Source organism: Botrimarina hoheduenensis (assembly GCF_007859815.1).
Taxonomy (GTDB): Bacteria; Planctomycetota; Planctomycetia; order Pirellulales; family Lacipirellulaceae; genus Botrimarina; species Botrimarina hoheduenensis.
Map to the genome: position 1 here is coordinate 50,098 of NZ_SJPH01000008.1, position 24,478 is coordinate 74,575.

22 protein-coding genes are annotated in these 24,478 nt (G+C 63.3%); 5 read left to right on the forward strand and 17 right to left on the reverse strand.

All coding sequences use genetic code 11. From position 1 onward, the window contains the following. Nucleotides 1–54: 54 nt before the first annotated feature. The 6 genes from Pla111_RS14400 to Pla111_RS14425 form a co-directional block, all read right to left on the reverse strand. Complete coding sequence (locus Pla111_RS14400; protein WP_146575148.1) at nt 55–753, reverse strand: hypothetical protein; 699 nt, start codon at nt 751–753, stop codon at nt 55–57. Continuing rightward, the gene (locus Pla111_RS14405) at nt 743–1,726 is read right to left on the reverse strand and encodes an acetyl-CoA carboxylase carboxyltransferase subunit alpha (RefSeq protein ID WP_146575149.1); all 984 of its coding nucleotides are present in this window, start codon (nt 1,724–1,726) and stop codon (nt 743–745) included. Before Pla111_RS14405 ends, Pla111_RS14400 begins: the two co-directional genes overlap by 11 nt. Before the next feature lie 91 nt (nt 1,727–1,817). Beyond that, the gene (locus Pla111_RS14410; RefSeq protein ID WP_146575150.1) at nt 1,818–2,717 is read right to left on the reverse strand and encodes a serine/threonine protein kinase; all 900 of its coding nucleotides are present in this window, start codon (nt 2,715–2,717) and stop codon (nt 1,818–1,820) included. Nucleotides 2,718–2,897: 180 nt separating this feature from the next. Next, nucleotides 2,898–3,644: a tRNA pseudouridine(38-40) synthase TruA gene (truA, locus tag Pla111_RS14415; protein WP_146575151.1), complete on the reverse strand. Its 747-nt coding sequence runs from the start codon at nt 3,642–3,644 to the stop codon at nt 2,898–2,900. A gap of 18 nt (nt 3,645–3,662) precedes the next feature. Further along, nucleotides 3,663–4,676 (reverse strand): aspartate-semialdehyde dehydrogenase, encoded by a 1,014-nt coding sequence (locus Pla111_RS14420; RefSeq protein ID WP_146575152.1) that lies wholly within the window; start codon nt 4,674–4,676, stop codon nt 3,663–3,665. A gap of 210 nt (nt 4,677–4,886) precedes the next feature. Beyond that, nucleotides 4,887–6,449 carry a carbon-nitrogen hydrolase family protein gene (locus Pla111_RS14425; RefSeq protein ID WP_146575153.1) on the reverse strand — a complete coding sequence of 521 codons (1,563 nt, stop codon included), beginning with the start codon at nt 6,447–6,449 and terminating at the stop codon, nt 4,887–4,889. Between the two features lie 326 nt (nt 6,450–6,775). Between Pla111_RS14425 and Pla111_RS14430 the strand changes: the two genes are divergently transcribed. Next, nucleotides 6,776–7,408: a hypothetical protein gene (locus tag Pla111_RS14430; RefSeq protein WP_146575154.1), complete on the forward strand. Its 633-nt coding sequence runs from the start codon at nt 6,776–6,778 to the stop codon at nt 7,406–7,408. A gap of 45 nt (nt 7,409–7,453) precedes the next feature. Here the strand turns inward: Pla111_RS14430 and Pla111_RS14435 are convergent, their stop codons facing one another. The 4 genes from Pla111_RS14435 to Pla111_RS14450 form a co-directional block, all read right to left on the reverse strand. Further along, nucleotides 7,454–8,422, reverse strand: coding sequence for an HTTM domain-containing protein (locus Pla111_RS14435; RefSeq protein ID WP_146575155.1), 969 nt, complete (start codon nt 8,420–8,422; stop codon nt 7,454–7,456). Beyond that, complete coding sequence (locus Pla111_RS14440; protein WP_146575156.1) at nt 8,419–9,108, reverse strand: hypothetical protein; 690 nt, start codon at nt 9,106–9,108, stop codon at nt 8,419–8,421. The genes Pla111_RS14435 and Pla111_RS14440 overlap by 4 nt, the downstream gene beginning before the upstream one ends. A gap of 367 nt (nt 9,109–9,475) precedes the next feature. Further along, nucleotides 9,476–10,639, reverse strand: coding sequence for a TIGR03000 domain-containing protein (locus Pla111_RS14445; RefSeq protein ID WP_197525050.1), 1,164 nt, complete (start codon nt 10,637–10,639; stop codon nt 9,476–9,478). A 404-nt stretch (nt 10,640–11,043) separates the two neighbouring features. Beyond that, nucleotides 11,044–12,297, reverse strand: coding sequence for a protein-L-isoaspartate(D-aspartate) O-methyltransferase (locus Pla111_RS14450; protein WP_197525051.1), 1,254 nt, complete (start codon nt 12,295–12,297; stop codon nt 11,044–11,046). 585 nt (nt 12,298–12,882) lie between these two features. On the opposite strand from Pla111_RS14450, the gene Pla111_RS14455 reads away from it, so the two are divergent. Beyond that, nucleotides 12,883–14,043, forward strand: coding sequence for an aminotransferase class V-fold PLP-dependent enzyme (locus Pla111_RS14455; protein ID WP_197525052.1), 1,161 nt, complete (start codon nt 12,883–12,885; stop codon nt 14,041–14,043). Beyond that, nucleotides 14,043–14,537 (forward strand): pantetheine-phosphate adenylyltransferase, encoded by a 495-nt coding sequence (gene coaD / locus Pla111_RS14460; protein ID WP_146575160.1) that lies wholly within the window; start codon nt 14,043–14,045, stop codon nt 14,535–14,537. The genes Pla111_RS14455 and coaD overlap by 1 nt, the downstream gene beginning before the upstream one ends. Before the next feature lie 29 nt (nt 14,538–14,566). Here the strand turns inward: coaD and Pla111_RS14465 are convergent, their stop codons facing one another. From Pla111_RS14465 to cobA, 3 genes are all read right to left on the reverse strand, one after another. Continuing rightward, nucleotides 14,567–15,829, reverse strand: coding sequence for a S1 family peptidase (locus Pla111_RS14465; RefSeq protein ID WP_197525053.1), 1,263 nt, complete (start codon nt 15,827–15,829; stop codon nt 14,567–14,569). A gap of 29 nt (nt 15,830–15,858) precedes the next feature. Then, entirely contained in the window at nt 15,859–16,065 is a 207-nt protein-coding gene (locus tag Pla111_RS14470) for a hypothetical protein (RefSeq protein ID WP_146575162.1), read from the reverse strand. 285 nt (nt 16,066–16,350) lie between these two features. Then, nucleotides 16,351–17,919 carry a uroporphyrinogen-III C-methyltransferase gene (gene cobA / locus Pla111_RS14475; protein WP_197525054.1) on the reverse strand — a complete coding sequence of 523 codons (1,569 nt, stop codon included), beginning with the start codon at nt 17,917–17,919 and terminating at the stop codon, nt 16,351–16,353. 272 nt (nt 17,920–18,191) lie between these two features. Here cobA and Pla111_RS14480 point away from each other — a divergent pair, with 272 nt between their 5' ends. Both Pla111_RS14480 and rpsT read left to right on the forward strand, forming a co-directional pair. Next, nucleotides 18,192–19,742 carry a tetratricopeptide repeat protein gene (locus tag Pla111_RS14480; RefSeq protein WP_146575164.1) on the forward strand — a complete coding sequence of 517 codons (1,551 nt, stop codon included), beginning with the start codon at nt 18,192–18,194 and terminating at the stop codon, nt 19,740–19,742. A gap of 92 nt (nt 19,743–19,834) precedes the next feature. After that, on the forward strand, nt 19,835–20,107 hold the full coding sequence (gene rpsT / locus Pla111_RS14485; protein WP_146575165.1) for a 30S ribosomal protein S20: 273 nt from the start codon (nt 19,835–19,837) through the stop codon (nt 20,105–20,107). Nucleotides 20,108–20,251: 144 nt separating this feature from the next. On the opposite strand, the gene Pla111_RS14490 is transcribed toward rpsT, so the two are convergent. The 4 genes from Pla111_RS14490 to Pla111_RS14505 all read right to left on the reverse strand — a co-directional run bounded on the left by Pla111_RS14490 (nt 20,252) and on the right by Pla111_RS14505 (nt 24,348). Next, nucleotides 20,252–21,205, reverse strand: a complete 954-nt coding sequence (locus tag Pla111_RS14490) for a dihydroorotate dehydrogenase electron transfer subunit (protein ID WP_231931068.1) — start codon at nt 21,203–21,205, stop codon at nt 20,252–20,254. Then, nucleotides 21,202–22,692 carry a pseudouridine synthase gene (locus Pla111_RS14495; RefSeq protein WP_146575166.1) on the reverse strand — a complete coding sequence of 497 codons (1,491 nt, stop codon included), beginning with the start codon at nt 22,690–22,692 and terminating at the stop codon, nt 21,202–21,204. The genes Pla111_RS14490 and Pla111_RS14495 overlap by 4 nt, the downstream gene beginning before the upstream one ends. Nucleotides 22,693–22,835: 143 nt before the next feature. After that, nucleotides 22,836–23,105, reverse strand: a complete 270-nt coding sequence (locus Pla111_RS14500; RefSeq protein ID WP_146575167.1) for a membrane or secreted protein — start codon at nt 23,103–23,105, stop codon at nt 22,836–22,838. 256 nt (nt 23,106–23,361) lie between these two features. Then, complete coding sequence (locus tag Pla111_RS14505; protein ID WP_146575168.1) at nt 23,362–24,348, reverse strand: type I phosphomannose isomerase catalytic subunit; 987 nt, start codon at nt 24,346–24,348, stop codon at nt 23,362–23,364. Between the last annotated feature and the right edge of the window lie 130 nt (nt 24,349–24,478).

Sequence of the window (24,478 nt, forward strand, 5' to 3'; positions counted from 1 at the left end):
GAGATTATCGGACGTTGCTGTCAGGGGTCCTGAAGCACCAATTGCTGCCACCTGCTACGGCTCGGCTGCAATCCCTAAGCCAAGCGCTGAGCCAATCGCCCCGCCAGCGGCGTGCTGCAGCACCCACCACAGCACCAGCCATGTCCACCAGCCTGCGGCCAATCGCGCGACGCCATGAGGCGCAGCGTCGGGGGAGTTCGCGAGCGTTTCGAGCCGCTCGTTGAGGATGCTCCAAGCGTGGCGTGAACCGGCGTAGCCGATCATGGCGACCACGCTTCCGAGGGCCACAAGCAGCAGCGCCGACCAGCCCGCGCTCATGAGCTGCCCGGTGTCGCTCCAGCGCTCGCCGCCGCCAACCGCCAGGTAGCTTCCCAGCGCGAGCCAGCTGAACCAGGTGGTCGCGCGGAGCGTCGGACCGATAAGACCCCGCTGGAGCCGCCAGGCGGGCCACGTTGCGAACGGAGCCACCCATCCGAATAACAATCCGCTCCACAGCACAACCTCAGGCGAAGGGTTGGGGTTTACGAGCGTGTGCCCGAGTCGGCCAGGCCGCAGTTCCAGCGACACCACACGCCCGTCGGTTGCCAGCGCGCCCAGTACGTGACCGAGTTCGTGAACGAACAGACTCACAAGAAGCATCCACAAACCCATCGCGATGAGGATCGGCGGCGCTAACAGCTTTGCTGCTGACGGCGAGCGGCGCGGGGGATTGTTGTGCTCGGATGAAGGAGCGGCATTCGGCTTAAGCATCACCGGCCGGGGCGACAGGATTCTCTAGAAAGTCGCCGATCGCGCGGAACTTGTCGTAGCGCTGCCTGACAAGTTCATCGAGCGGCTTCTCGCGCAGCTCGCGCAGTTGTTTGACCAGATACATCTTCAGACGCGATGCCATTTGGTAGTGATCGCGATGGGCACCGCCGAGCGGCTCCTCGATCACGTCATCGACGGCACCCAGCTGCTTAAGATGCTTTGATGTGAGCCGCAGCGCGCGGGCCGCTTTGGGAGCGTGGTCGTGACTCTTCCACAAGATGCCTGCGCATCCTTCGGGGCTGATCACCGAGTAGTAAGCGTGCTCCATCACCGCCACGCGATCGCCCACACCGATTCCCAGCGCGCCGCCCGATCCGCCTTCGCCGATCACCACACAGACAATCGGCGTCGGCAGTCGCGACATCTCGAGCATGCTTTGAGCGATCACCTGTGCTTGGCCACGCTCCTCGGCGCCGATCCCCGGATAAGCCCCCGGCGTATCGATGAGGCAGATGATGGGCATGCCGTACTTGGAAGCCATGCGCATCTTGGACATCGCCTTGCGATAGCCTTCCGGATGCGCACACCCAAAGAAGCACTCTGTGCGCTCCTTGAAGGTCTTCCCCTTGTGATGGCCGACCACCATGACCTTCATGCCATCGAGCTTGGCGAAGCCGGTGCGCAGGGCGCGATCATCGCCGAAGAATTTGTCGCCGTGCAGCTCAACAAACTCATCGAAGACCAGCTCAACGTAGTCCGTGAATTTTGGCCGCTCGGCAAGCCGGGCCACGCGGACCGTGTCCCAAGGGTCCAGGTCGCTGTAGACCTCGCGGGTGGTGTCCGCCAGTTGTCGGCGGACCCCCCGAATCTCGTCGTGGACGGCGGGAGTCTTGGGCTCGATGGCTTCAAGCTTTTCGAGGCGCTCGTAGATCGCGACCAGCGGCTCTTCGAACTCCAATAATTGGGGAGCAGCCATAAACGGTACGGGGTAAGAAAGACTTGGCTTGGTGGAAGACTTGGCCAGCTTGGAAATAGCCAGCTTGGAAATGGCCAGCGGTGCTGAGCGCTCAGTTCGGGTTGTCGGTCTGTGCGGCGGGGTCCGCTTCGACCGGTTTCCTGGGCGGAGTGTAGAAGATCGGCTCGGTGCGAAGTTTCATCATCACCTGCTTCATGCTCTCTGGCCGTTCCTCGCGTGTTTTGGCGAGCATCTGGCGAACGAAGTTGTCGAAGTTCGGGTGAATGTTTGGGTCATTTACCACCAGCGATGGCGGCTTGCTCTTCAAGTGGCGTTGCAGCAATTCTTGTGGGTTGTTGGCCGTATAAGGCAGCTTGCCGGCGAGCAGTTCGTAAGCCAAGCAGCCGAAGCTGTAGACGTCGTCGCGCGGATCAACCCCCTGCCCGCGGATCTGTTCGGGAGACATGTAGCTGTAGGTGCCCTGCACCTTGGTCTTCGAGCCAAACAGCTTGCTGAGGCCGCCGGTGGGCTTCGCGGCGATCGTGAAATCGATCAGCCGGACCTCGTTATCGTCGTTGATCAAGTAGTTGTCGGGCTTGATATCGCGATGGACCCAGCCGCGCTCGTGCATGTGCGCCAGCCCGCTCGCGGCGGCGGTCAGAACCTCTTTCACACGCCACTGCAGCGCCGCAACGTCGGCGATAATCTGTTGCTTCAGGTTGGGGGTCTTAAAGAACTCCATGACCAGCCACGCCCCGTTGGCACCGGTACCGTAGTCATAGGTCTTGATGACGGCCTTGTGATCGAGAGCTTTGCCGACCGTGTACTCGTGTTTCAGTTCAGTAACCGCCAGGCGTGAATAGCGGTTGCTATCTTTGGGCAGCCATTTGATGGCATACACGTCGTTGTCCGAGCCGGAAGTACGGCGGACGGCCCAGATCTCGTAGACCGCCCCCGCCCTGATGAGGTGGTACATCCGGTAGTCGCCAACGATTTCGTTCTTGCTCGCCACGCTGCTCTCTTCCGGTAAAGTAACTTCAGAGTTTGCCAGTTACGGCGATCTAAACCATTATGCCGGCGAAGCTTAGATTGTAGGCCCCGGTCCCCTCGCAAGAAAGTGCGATGCCCTCCGTCGGGTTCGGATACCCCGCTTCTGCTCCTGCCCCTGCCGATGCCTCTGCCGATCGCGGCACTAGGCCGTCTGGTACTCGACCGAAGCGAGAACCAGACCTTCGGCGGGCGCGGTAGGCCCTGCGGCGGAGCGATCCCGTGCCGCGAGCACCTCGGCGATCCACTCGGGAGGCTTAGACCCCCTGCCCACTTCGACGAGGGTGCCGGCGATCGTGCGGACCATGTTGTAGAGAAAACCGTCGCCCGTGACGGTAATGTCGAGCCGATCGCCGGTGCGTGTGACGCTCAGGTTGCTGATCGTCCTAACGGTTGTCGAGCGATCCGACCCGAGCGACTGCAGCGAAACAAAGTCATGACGACCAACAAATCGCTCCCCACCCTGCCCCATCTGCAGGTCGTCAAGCCGTCCGGCCCGCCACCACCAGACATAGCGACGGTCAAAGAGCGGCGGTGCTGGCCCATCGTGTAATTGGTACCGATAGGTCTTGCGGAGCGCGTCGTAAGTGGCGTGGAACCCCGTGGGGGCGGGTTCGACGAGGCGCACCACAATATCTTCGGGCAAGACGGCGTTAAGCCCTTTGCGCAGCCGCCAGGGACTAAGCGTGCTCTGCGTTTCAACGCCAACGATTTGAGCTTCCGCATGGACGCCGGCATCGGTGCGCCCGCTCGCCGAGAAATTAGGCTCCTCGCCGGTGATGCGGAGCCAAGCCTGAGCCAGTGCTCCTTGGATGGTCGGGCTTGCCGGCTGAATCTGCCAGCCGGCATAGCCCGTGCCGTCGTAAGCGACCGTCAGCTTGAGAAAGCTCATCGGCAGGGCGATCGCGGGTTAGACCGCTGCGGAGTGCTTGGTAAGCAGCTCGGCGATTTGCACAGCGTTGGTCGCCGCGCCCTTACGCAGGTTATCGCTGACGCACCAGAAGGCCAGTCCGTTGTCGCTCGAGAGGTCTTCCCGGATCCGGCCGATGAACGTGTCATCGGACCCGTCACAGTCGCGCGGCATCGGGTAGACGCCGTTGGCGAGGTCATCGACCACGCGCAAACCGGGCGTCGCGGCGAATAGCGCGCGAGCTTGTTCGGCCGTAATCTTTTTCTCGGTTTCGACCAGGATGCTCTCGCTGTGGCAATTGCTGACCGGGGCCCGCACGCAAGTGGGGCAAACTTTGATTGTGGGGTCGGCAAAGATCTTCTGAGTCTCGAAGACCATCTTCATTTCTTCCGACGTGTAGCCGGCGTGCTTCAGCGAGCCGATCTGAGGGATCAGATTGAACGCGATCGGATGGGCGAAGGTCGTCGGCGTATGGTCTGATCCGGCGAGCGCCGCGCGCGAGGCGTCGATCAGCTCCGCTTGCCCGCCCACTCCCGCGCCGCTGGTGGCCTGATAGGTGCTCACCACAACGCGCTTGATGCGTCCCGCGTCGTGCAGGGGCTTCATCGCGAGCACCATCTGGGTGGTGCTGCAATTGGGGCTGGCGATCACTCCTTTATGGGTGAAGGCAGCTTCCGGATTGACCTCGGGGACGACCAGCGGCACCTCGGCGTCCATCCGCCAGTAGCCGCTCTCATCAACAACAAGACACCCGGCCGCTTTGGCCCAGGGGACGAATTCCTTGGCGATGGGGTCTGGTGTGCTTCCGATCGCCAGGTCGATCCCCTCGAAGGCCGCGGGGGTCATCTCTTCGACTTCGATCGTTGTGCCCTGAAAATCGATCGTCGTGCCAGCCGAGCGGGCCGACGCCAAGAAGCGGATCCGCTTATGGGGGAAGTTACGCTCGGCGAGGAGCTGGCGGATGATGCGGCCGACGGCGCCGGTGGCGCCCACAATGGCGATGGTCTCGAACACAGTAAGTAGGGCTCCAACACAACATTCGGGCCGGGCTCTCCGCCGTCCCCACAAAGGACGGTCGGCGCACGGCGCTTGAGAAGCCACCAGCTTATTCAGCCGGCTGCCCGGGGGCCAGCCGCACACCCAAATAACACCTGCTCCGCCCTGCCCTGCCCCGCGTCTACCGATGGCTGGGCAAGCTGAAAGAACTGCTGCGGAACGCCCCTGTTAGATCTCGAATCCGCCGGTTTCGTTCTTGAACACCACGCGGTACAGATCCGTGCGGCGGTCGTGCCAGTTGCGGACCGAACCGGTCTCGCGGTGACGCCGCAGCATTTCGAGGTCTAGATCATGGATGATCACGGTCTCGACATTCGGGTTGCATTCAGCGGCGATCGCGTCGCGGGCGAATTCGGTGTCGGCCGGCGTGAAGATCCCCGACTGGGCGTAGTGGATGTCCGCGTTGTCAACAAACGGAAGGTTACCCGTGCAGCCCGCGATCGCCGTGTAAACGTGGTTCTCGATGCAGCGGGCCTGCGCGCAGTGCCGCACGCGCAGGTAGCCGTGCCGGGTATCGGTATCAAAGGGCACAAAGATGATGCGAGCACCGCCCGCGGCCGCGGCCCGTGTTAGTTCGGGGAACTCGATGTCGTAGCAGATCTGGATCGCTACTTCGCCGCAATCGGTCTCGAAGACCTCCTGCTTGTTGCCGGGGCTGACTCCCCACCAGCGACGTTCATTAGGCGTGACGTGAATCTTGTCTTGGCGGCAGATCGAGCCGTCGCGCCCGAAAAGGAACGATGCGTTGTAAAGCTTGTCGTTCTCTACAACAAAGTGCGATCCTCCGATTACGTTAACGTTGTACTTGATCGCTGCGGAGTTGAAAAAATCGAGATACTGAGGCGTGTACCCGGCAACACTGCGCGCCGCTTCGCCCGGTCTGCCAGGCGGAATAATCGAGAGCAGCTGGTTCGTCACAAACTCCGGGAACAGCACAAAATCCGACTGATAATCAGAGGCCGTGTCGAGGAAAAATTCGCACTGGCGCGCGAAGTCGTCAAAGCTTTCGACCGCTCGCATCTCGTACTGCACCACGCACAGCCGGGTCATCTCCACGGCGTTGTGGCTGCGACGGCTGCTGGTCGGCTGGTAGTCGAGATTCGCCCATTCGAGATACGTGGCGTAGCCGCAAGACTGGGTATCCGAAGGGAGGTAGTTGGGAGTGATCCCCTTCACCGCGAAACCGTTGGCCATCTGGGCGGTTAGCACAGGGTCATAGATCGCCCGCTCAACTACCTTGTCGATGTACTCACGGGCGGTGAGCCGATCGGCATGCTTGTGGTAGCCGGGGATGCGCCCGCCGACCATGAAACGCATCAAGTTTTTCTCGCGGCACAGTTCTTTGCGGGCGTCGTAGAGCCGGCGGCTGAGCTTCATCCCGCGGAAGTCCGGGTGGACCATGATCTCTAGCCCGTAGAGCGTGTCTCCCTTGGGCCGGTGGTTGCGGATAAACCCCTTGTCGGCAACCACATGCCAGTCATGCCACTTCAGGCCGGGGTCGTAGTCGAGCACGACACTCGAAGACGAGGCCGCGAGTCTTCCATCGATTTCGATTCCCAGTTGCCCCTCAGGGAAGTGCTTAAGCTGGCTCTCGATCTGCTCGAGGCTCCATTGCTCCATTCCCGGGAAGCACAAACTCTGCATCTCGTTGATTGCGGGAAAATCCTCCAGCGTGAGCTGCCTGAGGACGATGTTTTGCTCAAATTCGCTGAGATCTATCGGTTGGGTCATAAAAATCGCGGGTAGCAAGATGTCGCAGCGAACGCTTAACAGGCATGAATGGCGTTAACGACATGCTGTTGCGATGCCAATAACAAACCCGACCTGTTCACGGCAGTCTGTCAGCTGCCCTAAAAACTCTCAATAGGCAGATCACTGAGTCGCTGCCCTTCAGCGGCCATCCGCAGGATCTAGCTAAAGAGCGGCTGACGCATAGTTTTTTCTTTGCATATGCCGGCCAGCTCACTTACGCTGCTACCCAACTGACCTTTTCATGGTAGTTTCCGCAGGAACCTGCCGAGGGCATTGACCAACCGGATCTAACTGGGGGAGCTGTCATGCAAGGACATCGTTACCGCCTTTGGCTGGTGAGCACCTTACTGGTGTTGGCCACATCATCGGGCTCGGCTGAGCGTATCACCGTTATCGATACGGGGGCGGCCAACGCGGGAGGTGCCAGCACCACCAACGCCCAAGGGTTCACGCTTAGCGAATCTCAATCCGACGTCGAGATTTCGATCGGACTCCGGGCGTTCGGGGCCACAATTGGTGCGGAAGTCTATCTGTCGACACAGGTCGGGCCGGGCACCAACAGCTCGCACGTTGTTGCGCAGTTTCAACTGCCTCCCACACCAACCGGTGTCCTGATCCCGCTGGCCGATGTCTTGGTGTTTCAGGGATTGATGCTCGAACCCGGGCAGTATTTTGTTTCGCTTGGTCTCAACTCGGGCTACACCTGGGGCCTTTCACCAGCCCCCGGCAGTGTGCCTACGGGCATCGTGACGGGGCGTGCTGCCGCTTTTGGATCGGCTGCGAGCCCGGCGTTTGCGCCAGCTAGTAGCTACACCTTCTATCAAGACTTTACCCATCGGCTGCTCGTTACCTCCTCGGGAGTACCCGAGCCGAGCGGGCTGATGCTAGCAGCACTGCTAACGGTTGGTCTGAGAAGCTCGCGTTGCAAGCGGTCTTGAGCCGCTCCGTTGCCCGATGGCTTCCGTCTCGTTTTGGGCGTGCGCTTAGGTGGAACCGCCCCCGCCGAGCAGGCCCGCCACTCGGTTAGCAACCGGATCCAACAGGCCTCGCACCAACTCGGGCGAGAGGAACGCCGCGTTTGCCACGAGCATCGCGAGCGCGAACTCGGGCATGCCCATCCCCAGGCCGATAAAGCCGTGCATGCCAACCGCGGTCAGCAGCACCCAGGGGCGGGCCAGACGTGGCCAGACGATCACGCAGTAGAACAGCTCCCAGAAGACCGTCGCGTGGGTCAGCAGATCGACGAGCCACAGATGATTGGCCAGCCACGTGAAGTCGAGCGAGCGGTACTCGGTGTTGGCGACCGCAAACCACGTGGCGGTGCCGTCCCACCAACGGACTCCCTGCAGCTTGCCAAGCCCGGAGAACAAATAAACAACGCACAGGTGGAGCTGCAGCAAACGCAACGCGATGTTCGCCGAAACGCTTGCCGGCGGATCGGCGTTCTCGCCACGCCGCCGCCGCAGCAGCCGATCCAGCGAGTACCGTGCTCCGCACGGACCGAGCAGGGTGTACATGGCGAGCAGGCAGTTGATCTTGTCCAGCCCGAAGAAGGCCCCCGGCGTGACGTGGGTGGCGTACATCACCGCCAGCACAAACGCCAGCACCGCCACCACACGGCTCGCCCAGCCGATCATCAGCAGGAAGAAGACGATCAGGCTGAACGCGTGAAACAGGCCGAGCAGCCACCCCCCCCCCAGCCACGGGAAAATGTCGATCGTCATCCGACCCACGTGGGTCGCGGCGGCGATCTCAGGAGCGACCCACCCTTCGGGCCCGAAGAAAGCGCCCAGGTCGAGCGTCCAAATCAAGTGGGTCCAAAGCAGCAGCGCACCGGTCACAACCCGGATCGCGCTGAGCACCGCCGGATCGACCGGCGTGAACCAGAAGCTGTCCCAAGCGGCGATTAAATCGGTGAGGTAGCCGCGGAACGCGGCAAACAGATTCTTCACGGCGACCCTCCCTGCGGCAGGCCGCCACCGAATGGAAGGCTTTCTCCCCCGCCCTGCCCTCTCACGGGGCCGACAAGGGGCGTGGACAGGTCGCGAGCCCGCTCGATGACGGAATCGACTGGCAGAAAGGTCTCGGCGGCGTTGGGGTCAACGCCGCGCAGCACCTCTTGGGGGTCGAGCAGCGCGTGCCGTACGCAGTTCACCCGCGCTTCGGCGCCGTCGTGCTTCCGCAGCAGGTGGCGCGCGTAGGAACGCAGGGAAAGTCGCACGGCTTCTTCGATCGATTGCCCGGGTGCCAAGTCGGCCTGGTCTGCGAGCATCATGTGCCGATGGTAGTACAGGCGTGGCCATTGTTCGGACTTGTTGGGGAACTCCCCCGTCGCGAGCTCCGCACCGTTCTCGTCGTAAACCGCGTACCGCATCAATTGATTGATTGGCGGCTCGGGGCCGAAGAAGTGGTACCCGTGATTCAGATAAAGCGGATCGGTGTACCACCTGATCCACGGGCCTTGCGCCAGCCGTTCGGCAAGCTCCGAGCTGGGCCGAACAGAAAACGGCGAGATAAAAACACACAGCAGGTGCCAGCTCACCGCGACCCCGATCGCCACCCGTAGGGTGGTGCTCGGTCCGTTCGCTGAGCCGTCGTCGGCGGTGTTCTTTTCGGAATTTTTGCGGCTCTTTGCCACAGCGCGCTCGGCGATTCGTGGATCTGTCGGACCCGGTGATTAGCCATCCAATGAGGTAGGCCTTCATGTACAGCATGCCCCCAGCGCCGCCAACGGCTATCACAACGAGCGTGCTGCTAGCAGCAGGAGTCGCCTGCAGAAAACCGCGTGGCCGCCTGTTTTCTGGCAGCTTGGCCCCGGGATCTTGGCCCGTTGCTTTTCCTGGTGGCTAGCAAGGGGGAAGCAGCGCACGGGGAAAGGGCATGCCGGTCGCCCCCCCAGGTATGAATCGCGTCTGTCCGACTTCCCCCAAAGCCACAGCCCCCGCACGAGCCAAGCTGATGCGGGGGCTGGGGTGTTTAGCGGATTGTCGGCCGCGAAGCCGGTGTCAGTTGGCCGAGGCAACGAGCTGAGGCTCGTCGAAGTCGAACACCAAGTGCTGGCTCTCGCCACCACGGAGGGTGATGACACGCTGCTGAGTCTCGGCGTCGGCACCTTCGCCGACGGTGACCATCACAACGTAATCGTCCCACGCCTCACCAGCGGCCAGACGGCTGGTTTTGTAAGTCCGCTCGGCACCGACCTGGGCGGTTTCCGAGCCGGCCAGCGTCACCTGTGCGTCAGCGGGCAGTGTCAGCGTTAGCTTGGTTTCTGCTCCCGAGGCGATCATCGGCGTCGCGGTCTTGCCACCGAATGCCAACGAGGTTTCGCTACCGGCAGTCAGCGTGGCGGACTTGTTCTCGACCACCTGCTCGCCATCGCGGGTGTACTCGACCCGTACCGCGTAGGTGTAAGACTTACCCGACACCAACCCGTTCGAAACGTAGCTGCGAAGCTCACCCGTGCTGGTCGTCGGGCGATCGTTGACAAAGACCTTGGCGTCGGCGGGAACGCTGACCATCAACTGCCCGCTGGAGACGCTCGCCTCGGCAACGATGACCGAGCTGCTCGTGATCGACGAGTATCCGCCGTGGCTGCCAACGCTACCGGTGCTCTCGTAGTAGCTGCCGTGCGAACCGGTGCTGCCGTTGGAGATGGTAACGCCGCCATAGCTGCCCATCGATCCGTGTGACGAAGAGGAAACGTAGCCGTGCGAACCGGCCGATCCGTAGCCGCCCGTTGATCCGTAGCTGCCGTGTGAGCCACGCGCAGCGCGCTTCTCACGCAGGTGCATCGCCAAGCGACGCAGCGGTCCAACGTGGCCGTGCGAGCCATGGCTGCCAGCCGAAGCGTGCGAGCTTCCGCCGGCGGAGCCGTAAGAGCCCGTGCTGCTGTAGCTCACCGAGTAGCGAACCCCGCCGTAGCTGCCGTGCGAAGCACTGCCGATTGAAGCTCCTCCGACCGAGCCATAGCTGCCACCTGAGCCATAGCTGCCGCCCGAGCCGTAAGAGCCGGCCGAACCGACCGATACCCCGCCATAGCTGCCGCGCGATCCCCGGCTGCCGAAGCCGCCGTGGCTCGCCCAGAAGGCGTCGCTGATCTCGGCCGTGCCGAGGATCGCGATGCCTGCCAACAACGCCGCGAAGCGGCTCCAATCCTTAACTGATGTCATCCTGATGAATCTCCTCGGTGGGGTCGGGTACGAACGCCGCAGGGCTCGGCGGCGGGCAAAAGCTGGCTCGGCAATCAACGAGATCCCTCGGGTGAGAGCCTCGATAGGGAGGGGCATGGCGGGCGTTTGGGCCCGGCGCACCTTCCCTGATTGCTATCAACGTTAGAATAACGCGACCCCATGTCAAATCAAGGAGTTTGGGTTGCGGTCGCGGGAAAGGATGATTCTGTGGAATAGGAGGTCTGGAAGTCTTCTTCCGGACAGGGGCGGATAGGCTCTCGCCCGCTAAGGTGGCGGGCTGGCCGGTTGGGGTTTTGGGCGTTCGGGCCGCAAAGGGATTGCCCTTGACTCTCCAGCGACGGGTCCGGCAGAGGCCCGTGACAGGTCCGGCAGAGACCTCACGATCAGTCTTTGGCAGCCGCCACGCCGACGTTGTCGATCCACATGCGGCCGGTCGCCCCCAAGAGTCCCAGCCGAACGATTGCCTCGCGGGCCTTGATCGGCACGGGCAGGGCGCGTTCAAAGGTTTCCCACTCGAAAGTTCCCCGTAGCGGGCCAATGACCTCGCTGGCCAGCGTCGCGCGGCGATGATCGTAAAAGGTGATGACCAGATAAGGCCACTCGGCATTGGAGCGTCCGCGCCGGATCCCCTCGCCGCGGGCGTCGAAACGCACCGCTAGCCGTGCCACCTCGCGCCCATCCACGGCGAACCCCTGCAGGGCTTGGCTGCCCAGCCCCGGCTCTTCGTTCGCGAAACGCAGGCAGCGGTTGCCCGGTCCGCCGCGTCCCCCTTCCGTGACGAGCCCTGCCTGCCGCACATAGTGCCATGCTGCCGGACGATTCTCGGTGGCGTCCGCAGCGGCTTGCGTGAAGTCGCCGTTCACTATCTGGGGCTTCGCCGGATCGGGTTGTCGTTCGCGGCGGTCTTCGGCCGTACCCGTCATTGGCACGAAGAGTGTCGCACGCAGCGTCTGGCGTTCGAGCGTGTTGTTGCGCTTCGTTAGTCGAACCAGGTTTTGCTGATAGCGTTCGCCTACCGGCACGATCATCTGGCCTCCCTCCACGAGCTGCTCAACCAGCGGCTTGGGCGGCTCCTCGGGCGAACAGGTAACAATGATCTTGTCGAACGGCGCTGCTTCGGCCCAGCCGGCGTAACCATCTCCAATCCGGCAGTGAACGTTCTTGTAGTCGAGTCGTTCGAGTGTGCGCGCCGCTCGTTTTCCAAGCTCCGGAACAATCTCGATCGAGTAAACGTCTTTCACCAGCGGAGCGAGCACGGCCGCCTGATAGCCGGAGCCCGTGCCGATCTCCAGAACACGATCCGTGGGTTGCGGATCAATCTGCTCGGTCATGTAGGCCACGACGAACGGTGGCGAAATGGTCTGCTGCTCGCCGATTGGCAACGCCATGTCTTGATAAGCGAGCCGCCTTTGTGAGAGCGGCACGAACTCGTGACGCGGCGTAGCCCGCATTGCTTCGAGGACGCGCTCGTTGGTGATCCCCGCCGATTGCACCTCTTGGAACACCATCTGCTCGCGCAGCTGGTCCCACTTGGACGAGGCCGATTGTGCCGTTGCGAGCCCCGTCAGGTGCGCGCCGGCGAAGACTACCGCTACGATAGGCAGGCACCGGAGCAGTGAAGTGTTGGCAGCTGTCATGCGCGTGCTGTTGGCGAAACAGTTACAAATTGTAATGACTTTTGGCCCTATAATATCGCTGCAGGCGGTGGGGGGGGTCGTTAGGAAGCGCCGAATTGATAGGCTAAAAAAACTTAGCATCCCCCGGCTGTGGGGAAGATTCGCCGGCCATAGGGTGAAGAAACAAGCCGGTTAACAAGCCGGTTAATTGGAGCCAACGCAAGCCATTTACCGCAAATGCCGCTCCAGATAATTCTACCCAAATAAGCCCCCATCGACTGTCGCGCAGATAGTCAGCCATAACTAGTGCTTTACACAAGCTGCTGCTTGCGGTTGTGGCTGCCGAAAATGAGCGGGGATTATGTCGGATAGGCTTCCTTGAGAGTGTCTATTTGAAATTGATTGGTGAGGCGTTTTTTTCGTAAGCCGCGGATCTCTGACCGGTGTTACAAGGCACTCGGATTGCTACCGAAGGGCTGTTGCTGGTGAAGGGGTCATTATCGTGAGCGAGCCCCAAGCCTACGCCGATCGTTGCCTTCATTTACTTCACCAGCTGGTACGCTTTTTATAATGCTTTCTATCGGAGCACGCCACGATGGGGGCCTAGTGCAGTCAGATCTGCGCGCGGCGATGCCGATCACCGAAGCCTGGGCCTATTTTGACCACGCGGCCGTGGCACCCCTTTGTCAGCCTGCCGCTGAAGCGATCCAGCTGTATGCCACCCAGGCGAGCCACGCTGGCGACACCGTTTGGTTGACCTGGAAGAACGGCGTTGAACACACCCGCCGCCGGGCGGCAAAGCTGTTGGGTGCCAAAGCGGATGAGATCACGCTCACGACCAACACGACTCACGGCATCAATCTGGTAGCGGAAGGGCTCGATTGGTTGCCGGGCGATAACGTGGTGGTGCTCTGCGACGAGTTTCCCTCGAACCTCTACCCGTGGATGCATCTGAAAAGCCGGGGCGTCGAGACCCGGCTGGTCTCGACCGATGCGGGCCGTGTTGATCCCGACAAGCTCCGTGAGGCCTGCGACCGCCGGACCCGACTCGTTACATTTAGCTGGATCGCGTACGGGGCTGGAGAACGGCGTGATATCGACTCGTTTATCGAGGTGGCGCAGGAGTGCGGTGCCAACGGCGGCCGCGGAGCGTGGGTCCTGCTAGACGCGATCCAGGGGCTGGGCGTCTTTCCCCTCGACGTTTCGCAAACGCCGATCGACTTCCTGTCGGCGGATGGGCATAAGTGGCTGCTCGGCCCCGAGGGGGCGGGCATTGCCTACCTGCGTGAAGAACGGCTTGAAGAAATCCGGCCAACAGGAGTCGGCTGGAACAGCGTCGTCGGCTGCCAAGAATTCGGCAAGATCGAACTCGAATTCAAGCCCAGTGCCGCGCGGTTCGAGGGGGGATCAATCAACATGGCGGGGCAGCTGGCCCTTGGAGCAAGTCTGGGGCTGCTGCTCGGACACGATCGCGACGAGGTGGCCGCCGCGGTTCTCGAAATCACCGATTACCTATGTCAACAATTGCGACGGCACGGGGCGTCGATCCACTCGCACCGCTCCTGCTACAACAACGGGCACGACCCGCGGTCGGGGATCGTCTCGGTGTCTTTGCCAGGCCATGATCCCGGGGAGATCCGCACCCGCTGTGCGGCGGAGCGAATCGCGATTAGCGTTAGAGAGGGCCGATTACGTTTGAGTCCCCATGCCTATACGACGAAGGATGAGGTGGACCACCTCGTCAGCACCCTTCCCCCCGCACCGTAATGACCCGCCGCGCTGTCTACACCGGTTCGTTCGATCCGATCACGCTTGGTCACCTCAACGTCATCCAGCGGGCGAGTCTAGTTGCTGACGAGCTGGTGGTCGGGGTTGGCCTGAACGCTCATAAGACGCCGCTCTTCTCGTCCGAAGAACGTGTTGAGCTTGTCCAAAAAGTGGTCGATCACGCCGGCTTCCGCCACGTAACAGTGAAGCCCTTTTCAGGTCTTGCCGTCCGTTTCGTCAAGGAATGCGGCGCGCGGCTGATCGTGCGGGGGGTTCGTTCGGTGACCGACATGGAGTCGGAGTTCACCATGATCCTCGCCAATCGTAAGCTCGATCCCGATATCGAGACGGTTTTCTTTATGGCGGGCGACGAGTACTCGCACGTTTCGAGCACCCTGATCAAGCAGATCACGGTCCTGGCGAGCGACGACGAGCTGGCGAGGTTCGTGCCCCGCGAGATTATCCCCGCGTTGCGCAGCAAGCTCGAGACCTGAGAGATCACGATCGGTCTCGGGACCGCTTTTCACGCGAACGCCCGACCGATGAGCACAACCACTGCCGCGGCTCCAACGATCACGCCCAGCGTTGTTCGCTCGGTGTCCCAGTCGAGAGCGCCCTCAAGAGAAGTTTGGGCGAGCGAGCTGCCGGCCAAGTCCCTAGAGTCACCGGCGGGAGCGATCGCCGATCGATTGGCGTTCCTCTCAAGTTGGGGAGTAGCGCTGAGCACGGCCATTGCTCGGTAGTCCGAGCTCGAGCGCTGGTTGGCAATCGGTGTCGATGCGGGGGGAAAAGGCATCGCCGCCCCAGGGGGCGACTGTTTGGCGGCTACTTCCCAAGCGTCGTAGGGAACGCTCCGCCAGTCGTGGCGGTCTGGGCGCGAGGTGGCGTATTGGCCCGGTTGGGCGATCGGGTTGGGCCACGCCGAGTTCGGGCGAATACCGTCTCCGAGCGTTGTCGCTGGGGCCCGGGGGCCGCTCTGTTCTGCCTGCTGAAACGGATCAATGGCGGAGCCGCTGGGCTTGGTGGCCACCGCGGGGGCTTGGCGGCCCCCCCCCGCCGCGAGGCCTGCTGAGGCGAACGTGGCAACCGAGGGCGTCGCGCTTTGTGACGGGTTATTGGTTGGAGAGAAAGTTGAGGGCGTGCCTAAGGCGACCGCCGTGGTCGGCGCGGGCGCCTCCAATCCGATATCGGGGGCGAGCGAAGCCAAGAAGCCCCGGACCCGGCCGCCGTAGCTTCCGAGGGTTACCCCGCGTGCGGCTCCAAACAGCACCCCGGCAACTTCCCCCCCTTGGTTCAGGATGGGACCGCCGGAGTCTCCCTGGCGGGCTTCCACGCTCAGCTCAACCAATTCCATTGGCTTGCCGACTTCAGGGGCGTAGTAGTCGGTGCACCGCCCGGTGGCTTCGCGGTAGTCTCCCTGGCCGTATCCGCAGATGGTAAGGACCTCGCCCGGTTGCGGAGGCGTTGCGGCCAGCGGGGCCGGTTCCGTGGGCGGCCGCCAAATGACCAGCGCCGCCAGGTCCCAGGTTTCATCGAGCTTGACCGTCCGCGCCTCGCTCCGGTAGCCGTTCGGAAAGATCACGGTTACCGGCCCCGTGGCGTCGCGGACCACGTGCCAATTGGTCACGACCAGTCCGTATTCCTGGCGGGCGTCGATCAGCGTTCCACTGCCGTAGGCCTGTCCGCCCTTCTCGGCGACCTCGATCCGGCACACCGCCGCGCGCGGCGGCGCGGCTTCGCAGGCCATGCCGACAAACACGGCGGCAACCGCGTAGGATCGCACCATCCCGAATCGCAAGGAGAGACGCCAGGGGTTCATAGCTCAGGTCCGCCCCCGGAGCTGAGGCCACGCTGTTCGGCGAGCTGTCGTTGCTGGTGGGTCTGGAGAATGTAGGCGAGCAACTGCTCGCGGCGCGAAAGCGGATCGAAACGATCCAGCCGTGGCACAACGCGATCAACACGCCAATGAGGTAACGACTCTGAGGCCCGATCATCGGTCGAGCGCGGCGGGACGGCAGGCATAGCGACGGCTCCGTCGCGTTCCCTAAACCAGGAACGCGCTTAAACGGTGAGGGCCGTCCTGTGGGTCGTCCGTGAACCCCAGGCGAGGTCTTAAGCGCCGGTGTTTGGTTGGCTCGGAAGCGAAGGGGACATCGGCAAGCGGGTCGCCGACTCGTTCGGCGTAGCGTCCGAGCGCACGGACGCCACTCATAAGTTTCGGCGCGCCATGGCTTGGGATCCACGTCCGTACAACCGCCGCCTACAACCGTGCGATGTGCCTTATGCCCCGCACGGGTTGGGGTCACCCTAACCCGTACCACCGCCAGTGGCGGCGAGGATCGCGTCCACCACTCCGTCGGCCGTGTAGACCTCGGCGATCGCTTCGGCATGCTGACCCGCGGCTGCGAGCGCCTCAGCCGTCAGGGGGCTGATGGCCGCAAAGCGTGCCGGTTTGCCGACCCCCCTGCCCTGCTCGATCGCCTCGCCCAAGAGCCGGGCCGCTGCCCGCGCGATGGCCGAACTCGTGGCGGTTATCCAGTCGACTCGTCCCGCCGCTAGTTCGGTCAGCACCTCGTCATCGGCGCTCACGATATCGGAGCTGTGGTAAGCGACCACCTGTTCCACAATGGCCCCGGCCTTGGCGAGCTCCTCGGCGAGCACTTCTCGGCCGCGGCTGGCACGCACCAGTAAAACCTGCTTGCCACTTACCTGCGGAGCCAGTTCCGCGGCGAGCGCCTCGGCTCGGTACTCAGATGGTGCGAGGTCGGCACGCAACCGCCACTCGGCCAAGCTCGCCGCGGTGGCCGGACCAATGGCCGCGATACGCGCTGCGCCGAATCCACGGGCATCGATCCCTCGGTGCCTCATCCGGCTTAGGAACGCTTCGACACCGTTCCGGCTGCTGAACACGACAAAATCGGCTTTTCCCAGCCGATCGATCGCTACGTCCACCGCGGCCCAGCTATCCGGCGGGCCGATCGTGATGGTCGGTTGCAGCAGCACCCGCGCACCGGCGTCACGCAACCGATCGGCCATCGCTTCAGACTGATCGGCGGGCCGAGTCACGACGACGGTCTGCCCGAAGAGCGGACGATGCGTGAACCAGGCCGACACAGCCGTCTCGCGAGCGACTTCTCCGATGATGGCGATCAGTGGCGGACGCAGCCCCTCTTGATCCGCGATGCCCGCGATCTCGCCCAGCGTGGTGAGTCGGGTCGTTTGATCGGGGAGCGAGCACCGACGGATGATCGCTACCGGCGTTTGCGCCGGTTTGCCGGCTTCTAACAGACGTCCGCTCCACCCCGCGGCATTGGCCGCGGCCATATACAAGACCAGCGTCCCGGGGGTTGCCGCGAGAGCCCCAAAGTCGAGGGTCTGATCCTCGGGTTTGCGAGGCTGCTCCTGGCCGGTGATGAAGGTCACGCAAGAAGCCTTGTCGCGATCGGTCAGCGTGACGCCGCTGTAAGCTCCCGCCGCCGTGGCGGTGGTGACCCCCGGCACAACCTCGAACGCGAGGCCTGCCTGACGGCACGCTTCGACCTCTTCGGCCAGCCGACCGAAGATCGACGGATCGCCCCCCTTGAGCCGCACCACGGTCTTCCCGCTGAGCGCCTCAGAGACCATCCGCTCGTTGATCTGGGTCTGGGTCCAGGTCTTTCCCCGATGGCTGCTGCCGAAGCAGACGCGCTCCGCGTGAAGGGGGGCGTGACGCAGCAGCTGTTCGCTCGCCAGATAGTCGTGCAACACCACGTCGGCAGCAGCGAGCCGTCGCCGTCCGCGCAGCGTGAGCAATTCCGGATCGCCCGGACCAGCACCAACCAGATAGACCTTGCCCGGACGATTCAAAGCCGCTGACTCAGCAGTACGAAGGCTCAATAAGTTCGGTCTGACCAAACGAAACACGGGGGGAAGTCCCCCCTACTCAATGCGCGTCTGACACCCCCCCCGCGTGCGGGGCACGGCCGCGCGACCCCCTCAATCGGCGTTTCTGTTACAAGAGGTAAACCTGCTTGAAGCGTCGGCGGCTTGATCGCCGCGGATTCGTGGGCGACCTCTGTTGCAACACGTACACTAGTCTATCGGCGAGAGCGGTCCGCAGGCGAGCGGCTGACTCGCTCGGTTTCGCTACCCCTCCGTCAGTCGTAGATATGGCCCTTCCTCCTGAAACCGCGCCGACGCCATCCCCGTCTCAGCCCGGCGTTCCGAAGGCTTCGGGGGGGCCCACGCGGATCGGCGGGCCCGCCATCTCAACGGCCCTCCGCCAGCGGCTGCAGCAGGTCTTCCAGCGGGGCGTAAAATGTCTCGAAAAGGGAGATTACAACTACGCCCACGATCTGTTTGCCGAATGCGTGGGCGAGGACCCCGCCACGCTGGTCTATGCGCAGCACCTGCGTGCCAATCTGGCGCAGATCCACGAACGCAGCGGCAAGAAATCGTCTGGAAGAACCTTTCCACGGCTGGGCAGCGGTCGCGGGGCTGTTGCGAAGGCAGCGGATAAGGGGGGGTGGCAGGCCGCCTTTGTCGTCGGCTGCAAGGCGCTCCGCAAAACCCCCGACGACACGATCGTGCTGAGCGAATTGGCCGAGGTGTGCGGCGGATTGGGTGCCATCGAGACGCACTTGTACTACTTGCGGTGGGCACTGGACGTCGCGCCGACCGATGCCGCGATCAATCGCCAAGCCGCTGCGGTCCTCGAATCGATCGCCCAGTTCGATCAAGCGATCGGCTGCTGGACGCGCGTGCTGCAGAAGCAGCCCCAAGACGCCGAGGCCCGCAACGCCATCGCGCGGCTGAGCGTTGAGAAAACCATCGACGACGGGGGCTACAATCCGGCGCTGTTGCACGGTGCTGCCGACGTGACCCTGCCCAACCCTAAACGGGTTGCCTCCGTAGCGCTGAGCGACGCGAGCGGTCAGCGGCACGATCCCCAAGCGGCACCGGCGCCGGTGGATCCGCTTCAAGGGGCAACCCCGGCCGCACGCGAAGCGGCCTACCGACAAGCAATCGACCATGAGCCTGCGGAGCCGGGCCATTACGGCCGGCTGGCCGACCTGTATGTGGCACAGGGCCGCCTGCAAGACGCGGAGACGCTGTACCGTAAGGGCTTGGAAGTCGCCGGTGGAGCCGACCTCCGACTCATCGAGAAGCTCGAAGAGACGCGTCTCGTACGGATGCGCGAGCGCGCCGCGATCGCCGCTAGTCGGGCCGCGAAGCAAGCCGGTGACCAAGCCGCCCAAAAACTGGCCTCCCAGGCCCTGGCAGAAGCCAATCAAGCCGAGGTCGAGGTCTACGCGGCCCGTGCCGACCGGGAACCCAAAAATGCCCGTATGCAGTACGAGCTGGGGCTCCGTCTGAAGCGTGTGGGCAAATACCGGGAGGCGATTCAGCCCCTGCAGGCCTCGCGAGACGAGCCCGCCAAGCGAGCCGAGGCCAATCTGCTATTGGGCGAGTGCTTTCAGCAGATCGGCCAGCACCAGCTTGCCCTGCGGAGTTACGAAGCCGCAATTGCCGCTACTCCGGCGGGCGATTGGTCGGATCTGAAGAAGCTGTGCTTCTACCGGGCCGGGGTTTTAGCCCTGGGAATGGGCCAACTCGAAGTGGCTGAGCAGCGTCTGACCGAGCTGGCGAGTGTGGATTTTGCCTACCGGGATGTCGGGGAACGGCTAGACAAGATCGCTCGGGTCCGCAAAACTACGTGACTCGACCCTGTGGGTCGGGCCGGGCAGGATTCCCCGGCGTGGCAGCAGCCACGACTCGCGAGGCCCCGTACGTCCCCTTCACGCCCTTCACGATGCCTAATTCCGCTAGCGCTAAAAAAAGTCTCCGTCAGAGCGAAGACCTTCGTCTGCGTAACCGGAGCGTTCGCTCCGCCATCCGCACACAAATCAAGAAGGTCCGCGTTGCCCTGAAGGAAGGCGATGTCGCGAAGAGCGAAGAGGCGTTCCGTCTGGCCGTCAAGAAGCTCGACAAGGCTGCCGCCAACCATATCTTCCACGCCAACAAGACGGCCCGTCTGAAGAGCCGCCTTGCTAAGGCGATCAAGACCGCTAAGGGCATCGCCTAAAGCGCTTGGTCGGGAGTGTTTGGTCGGGAGTCAAACCTCTTTCGAGCGCGGCCTCTGTAGCGGTTTCGGGCGGTAGCTCGGTGCCTATGAACGCATGGCGACTTAGCGAATCGGTCGCTAACCGGGACGCACCGTAGCGAGCTGTCACCAAGCGATCTTTTCCGCGTCGAAGATGGGCCCTTCGACACAGGTTCGCTTGTAGTCCCACTCGCCATCTTCTTGGCGAACCGGTGCGACACAGCTAAAGCACACGCCGATCCCGCACGCCATGGGGGTTTCGAGCGATACCAGGCAGCGCACTCCAGCGGCTGCACAGGCCTTGGCGACCGCCTGCATCATGGGCTCGGGCCCGCAGCACGCCACGAGTGTTTGTGCTTGGCTGGTGACGCCATCCAGTAGCTCGCCGAGCACCTCGGTCACCAAACCATGATGGCCGATCGAGCCATCGTCGCTCGCGATCCGCAGCTCGAACCCCGCGTCGCGAAAGTCGGCTTCTCCGGCCAACAACGCCTTGCTGCGCACCCCGTAACACAGCGTCACGCGCTCCGCGGAAATCACGGGGCGACGCGAATCATTGCCGTACCGTTGTCGGCCCAACGCCTCGCGCCCCAATGCCAGGAAGGGGGTTTGGCCGATGCCCCCCGCCACCATGATCAGATGCTCAAACCGTGCCTCACCCGCGGCAGAGGGCTGGGCATCGCGGGCGGTGAAGCCGTTGCCGAGCGGGCCCCAGATCTCAACCCGGTCGCCTGCCTGGCGTGTGGCAAGCGCCGTCGTTAGCTTGCCGTGTACCAAATAGACGAGGTCGAGTGTTGCTTCCTGCTGCTGTCCCGCGGCGGTGCTGTCGTACAGGGCGAAGGCGCGTCCGAGCAGCGGGTCGTCGCAGCCTTGTAGACGAAGCATCACGAACTGTCCCGGCGTGATCCGCCGTGCGATCTCCGCGCCGGCAACTCGCAAACGAAACGTGTCTTGAGCGATTGGCTCGTTGGACAAGATATCGGCCGCTACGAAGCCCGCGTTGTCGGCATAGTGCGCTGCGTGCAGCTTGGTGCGATCCAACGCGGCAGCGCAGTCCGTAGCGGTTGAGGAGCGGCTCACGATCGTTTACCCCGCGAAGAGGGGCCACGCGGCTTAGGCCGACGGGTAGTCTTGGTCGAAGCCGGCTTCTTTCGCGGCGGCTTTGCCGGTTCGGAGACGGGTTCATCCGAACCCAGCACCGTGCGGCCCGAGCGGGTATCGACCGAGGCAGATTGAGCCGGCTTAGCGTCGGGGCGCTGTGTGGAGCGTGACGTGGAGCGTGACTTCGAAGCGGCAGCCGGCTTGCCGACCGTTCGGCTTCCCTTGGCAGCACGAGATCCCTTTACCGGCCGACCGCCCGTTGCGGGCCGCCGCTTTGCTTGCTTGCCGAAGGAAGCGTCGCGTTTGCCCTGGCGGGCGGGCCGCGCTGCGCCGGGAGCGGACTCCTCCGACGGCGCGTCGGCGACGACCGCAGGGGCGGCGATGGCACGCCGCAGGGCCGTGATCTCCTCGGGGGTCAGCGGCCGATACGAGCCGGGCTCCATCTCGCCCAAGCGTACGGGTCCGACCGCGATCCGCGTCAATTTCTGCACCTTGTGACCAACCCGGGCGAGCAAGCGGCGGATCTCGCGGTTGCGGCCCTCGTCGAGCACGACTTCGAGAATGGCCCCCTGTTTACGGCGCCGCTTGAGCTTGGCATCGACAAAGTGAGCGTGCCCATCGGACAGATAAACGCCTTGGCGGAGTTGCCCCAGGGTTTCGGCTGAGGGAACCCCCGCAACCTGCACGTGGTAAGTCTTCTGAACGCCGTGTCGGGGATGTGTTAAGCCATTGGCCAGTTCACCGTCGTTGGTGACCAGGATCAGGCCTTCGCTCGACATATCAAGTCGACCCACGGCAAACACCCGCCCGACGTCGGGCGGTAAGAGGTCGGTCACGCGCGGTCGACCGCTCGGATCGCTTGACGTGGAGACGATTCCGTCGGGCTTGTTGACGGCAAAATAGACACGCCGGGGCCGCGGTAAGGCTTCGCCATCGAAAAAGATCTTGGACTTGAACGGATCGACTCGTACGCCCTGGTCGGTGACCACTTTGCCGTCAACTTCGACGCGTCCTTCGAGGATCAAGGACTCGCACTCGCGGCGGCTGGCAATGCCGGCGGCGGCAAGCACCTTGTGCAGTCGCTCGCCCCGCTCGCGTGGCGGGAGGGTCACATTCGTTGATTCCGCCACCGGTGTTGGCTTGCGGCGGGGTCGAGAAGCCACGGTGCCGGCACGCCGCTTGACGACCGGGATCGGCTTGCTGCCATGACCGGTGTTGGCACTGCTGCGTGGCTTTCCCGCACCTTTGGCCGTTTTTCTTTTGCCGGCGGTCGCGTTTTTGGCCCCGACACTCCCTTTCCCGCCCGGCCGCCCCTTGGCGGCGCTGGGCTTGCCAGCGCTGCCTTTACCGTTGCTGGGCTTGCCGGTCTTTGACCCGCTTGCCGCGCCGCGGCTCGAACCGCGGGCCCCCGACCCCGGTTGGGGCGTTCCAGAGGGGGGGCGCCGATTTGCGCGTTTCTTGGCCATCGAAGTTCTATGCCGTGAAGGACTGCCTTCGCCCCGACAATTTTATGCCAGTGCGTACAAACCCTTCAGCGTAGCTGCTGGAGCTTCGTGGAGATACCACCAAGCCGTCTTCGATACGCCGACCTCCGACCCTGAGCGGGCCGTTAACGCGGCGGAGCGACCATCTGCGGCGGAGAGAACAAGCGGCTTCGCTTGACCTCGGGGACCGCCGTTTGGTACTCGCGCGGACGGCCGCCGACGATCTCCGGGGCGACGTCGTTGAGCGGGTAGGGATCGTGGTAGATCGCCTCGTAACGCTGCGTTGCCGTGTTGCCCGGATTTGACCACGAGGGCTTCTTCACCGTGCCGTTACAGCCGGCCAGCCCGACAGAGGCGGCGATCGCGAGCGTTAAACGCTTGGCTGAGAACGGCATAAAAGACTCGACGCGGAGGAAACTCTCGGGGCGGGGTTGTTGTCCCTCGCCTGAAACGGAAGCACAGGGTGGCCGAGCTTAGGCTTCTGGCAGGTTCGCCCCAACGGCGATCTGCCGTTACAGCCAACCTCTCCCCTACGACACTCGGACACCGCAGGCTGCATCGTCGCGGTTGAGGCTGCGGCTGCACGCTCAGTCGCCAGGCATCGACGTTGCCTAGCCCGTTCTGGGCAAGATGGAACGGTTGGGAGGACAGCTACGGCAAACGCATGTCGAGCACGGTCGCCCCGGTGCCAGCATCGAGAGTAAGCCCCGAGCAGCAAGCGGGTGCCAGCAGAGTCTGCCCAAGCCCCAGCGTTTCCACGCCATCGTCCGAACGAACGGTCACCTCCCCTTCGACCACCGTCAAGATCCGGAAACCCCCGGCGTCGGAAAGCACCCCCCCCTGCCCTGCGGAGAGACGCCAGCGGTCAAAAATAAACTTGTCACACTCGACGAGCCGTTCGGAGCCCTCGCCAAGCGGTTGGGGGATTTGCGGCGCTACGGGGCCGCGCTGGTAGTCGATCGTGTCGAGCGAGGCTTCCACATGCAGTGGGCGCGGTTTGCCGTCTTTTTCGAGTCGATTCCAGTCAAACAGTCGAAAGGTTGTGTTGCTGGCTTGCTGGATCTCAGCGATCACGAGCCCTTCGCCCAGCGCGTGTACAGTCCCTGCTGGAATGAACACACAGTCACCCACCGCGGGTTCAAAGGCATGCAGACAGCGCTCGCACTCACCCTCGGCAAGCGCCGCGGCAATTGCCGCCCGATCGACACCGGCTGACAGGCCCGCATAGATCTTGGCACCGGGCTCAGCCGCCAGGACCAGCCAGGCCTCGGTCTTGCCGAGGTCGGGGGGGTCTAGTTTTGCGCCTTGAGCATCGTTGGGGTGGACCTGCACGGAGAGCGTTTTTTGGGCGTCCAGGTACTTGAGCAACAGCGGAAAGCGATCCGGTGCTTCGCCGCCGCTCAACCCAGCTCCGTACATTTCCGCGGGGTACCGGCGGGCGAGTTCGCCGAGCGTTTGCCCGGCCAAGGGGCCGTTTAAAACCCGGCTCTGGCCGTCACGGTGATCGACCACCTCCCAGCTTTCGGCGTAGGTGTCGCCCTGCCCCAGCGGTTTCCCCAGCAACGAGGCGAGGCGTCTGCCCCCCCACAGGTACTGCTGAAACAGCGGCTCCAGACGCAGCGGGTAGAGCGTAGGCATAAGGCGAAGCGCGAGTCTGACGAAAAAAGGGGCCGCAGCCGAGGGCCAGCCGTTGCGGGGGTTTTAACGGCTGAGGTCGTACGGCCCCAGGGCGGATTGCACCGGCACCGTGTCCGCGTACTTGACAGCT

Excerpts from the sequence above, each read along its gene's own strand:
- Pla111_RS14405 (WP_146575149.1), bottom strand. The coding sequence starts at position 1,726 with ATGGCTGCTCCCCAATTATTGGAGTTCGAAGAGCCGCTGGTCGCGATC.
- truA (WP_146575151.1), bottom strand. The coding sequence starts at position 3,644 with ATGAGCTTTCTCAAGCTGACGGTCGCTTACGACGGCACGGGCTATGCC.
- Pla111_RS14425 (WP_146575153.1), bottom strand. The coding sequence starts at position 6,449 with ATGACCCAACCGATAGATCTCAGCGAATTTGAGCAAAACATCGTCCTC.
- Pla111_RS14430 (WP_146575154.1), top strand. The coding sequence starts at position 6,776 with ATGCAAGGACATCGTTACCGCCTTTGGCTGGTGAGCACCTTACTGGTG.
- Pla111_RS14445 (WP_197525050.1), bottom strand. The coding sequence starts at position 10,639 with ATGACATCAGTTAAGGATTGGAGCCGCTTCGCGGCGTTGTTGGCAGGC.
- Pla111_RS14450 (WP_197525051.1), bottom strand. The coding sequence starts at position 12,297 with ATGACAGCTGCCAACACTTCACTGCTCCGGTGCCTGCCTATCGTAGCG.
- coaD (WP_146575160.1), top strand. The coding sequence starts at position 14,043 with ATGACCCGCCGCGCTGTCTACACCGGTTCGTTCGATCCGATCACGCTT.
- Pla111_RS14465 (WP_197525053.1), bottom strand. The coding sequence starts at position 15,829 with ATGGTGCGATCCTACGCGGTTGCCGCCGTGTTTGTCGGCATGGCCTGC.
- Pla111_RS14470 (WP_146575162.1), bottom strand. The coding sequence starts at position 16,065 with ATGCCTGCCGTCCCGCCGCGCTCGACCGATGATCGGGCCTCAGAGTCG.
- Pla111_RS14480 (WP_146575164.1), top strand. The coding sequence starts at position 18,192 with ATGGCCCTTCCTCCTGAAACCGCGCCGACGCCATCCCCGTCTCAGCCC.
- rpsT (WP_146575165.1), top strand. The coding sequence starts at position 19,835 with ATGCCTAATTCCGCTAGCGCTAAAAAAAGTCTCCGTCAGAGCGAAGAC.
- Pla111_RS14495 (WP_146575166.1), bottom strand. The coding sequence starts at position 22,692 with ATGGCCAAGAAACGCGCAAATCGGCGCCCCCCCTCTGGAACGCCCCAA.
- Pla111_RS14500 (WP_146575167.1), bottom strand. The coding sequence starts at position 23,105 with ATGCCGTTCTCAGCCAAGCGTTTAACGCTCGCGATCGCCGCCTCTGTC.
- Pla111_RS14505 (WP_146575168.1), bottom strand. The coding sequence starts at position 24,348 with ATGCCTACGCTCTACCCGCTGCGTCTGGAGCCGCTGTTTCAGCAGTAC.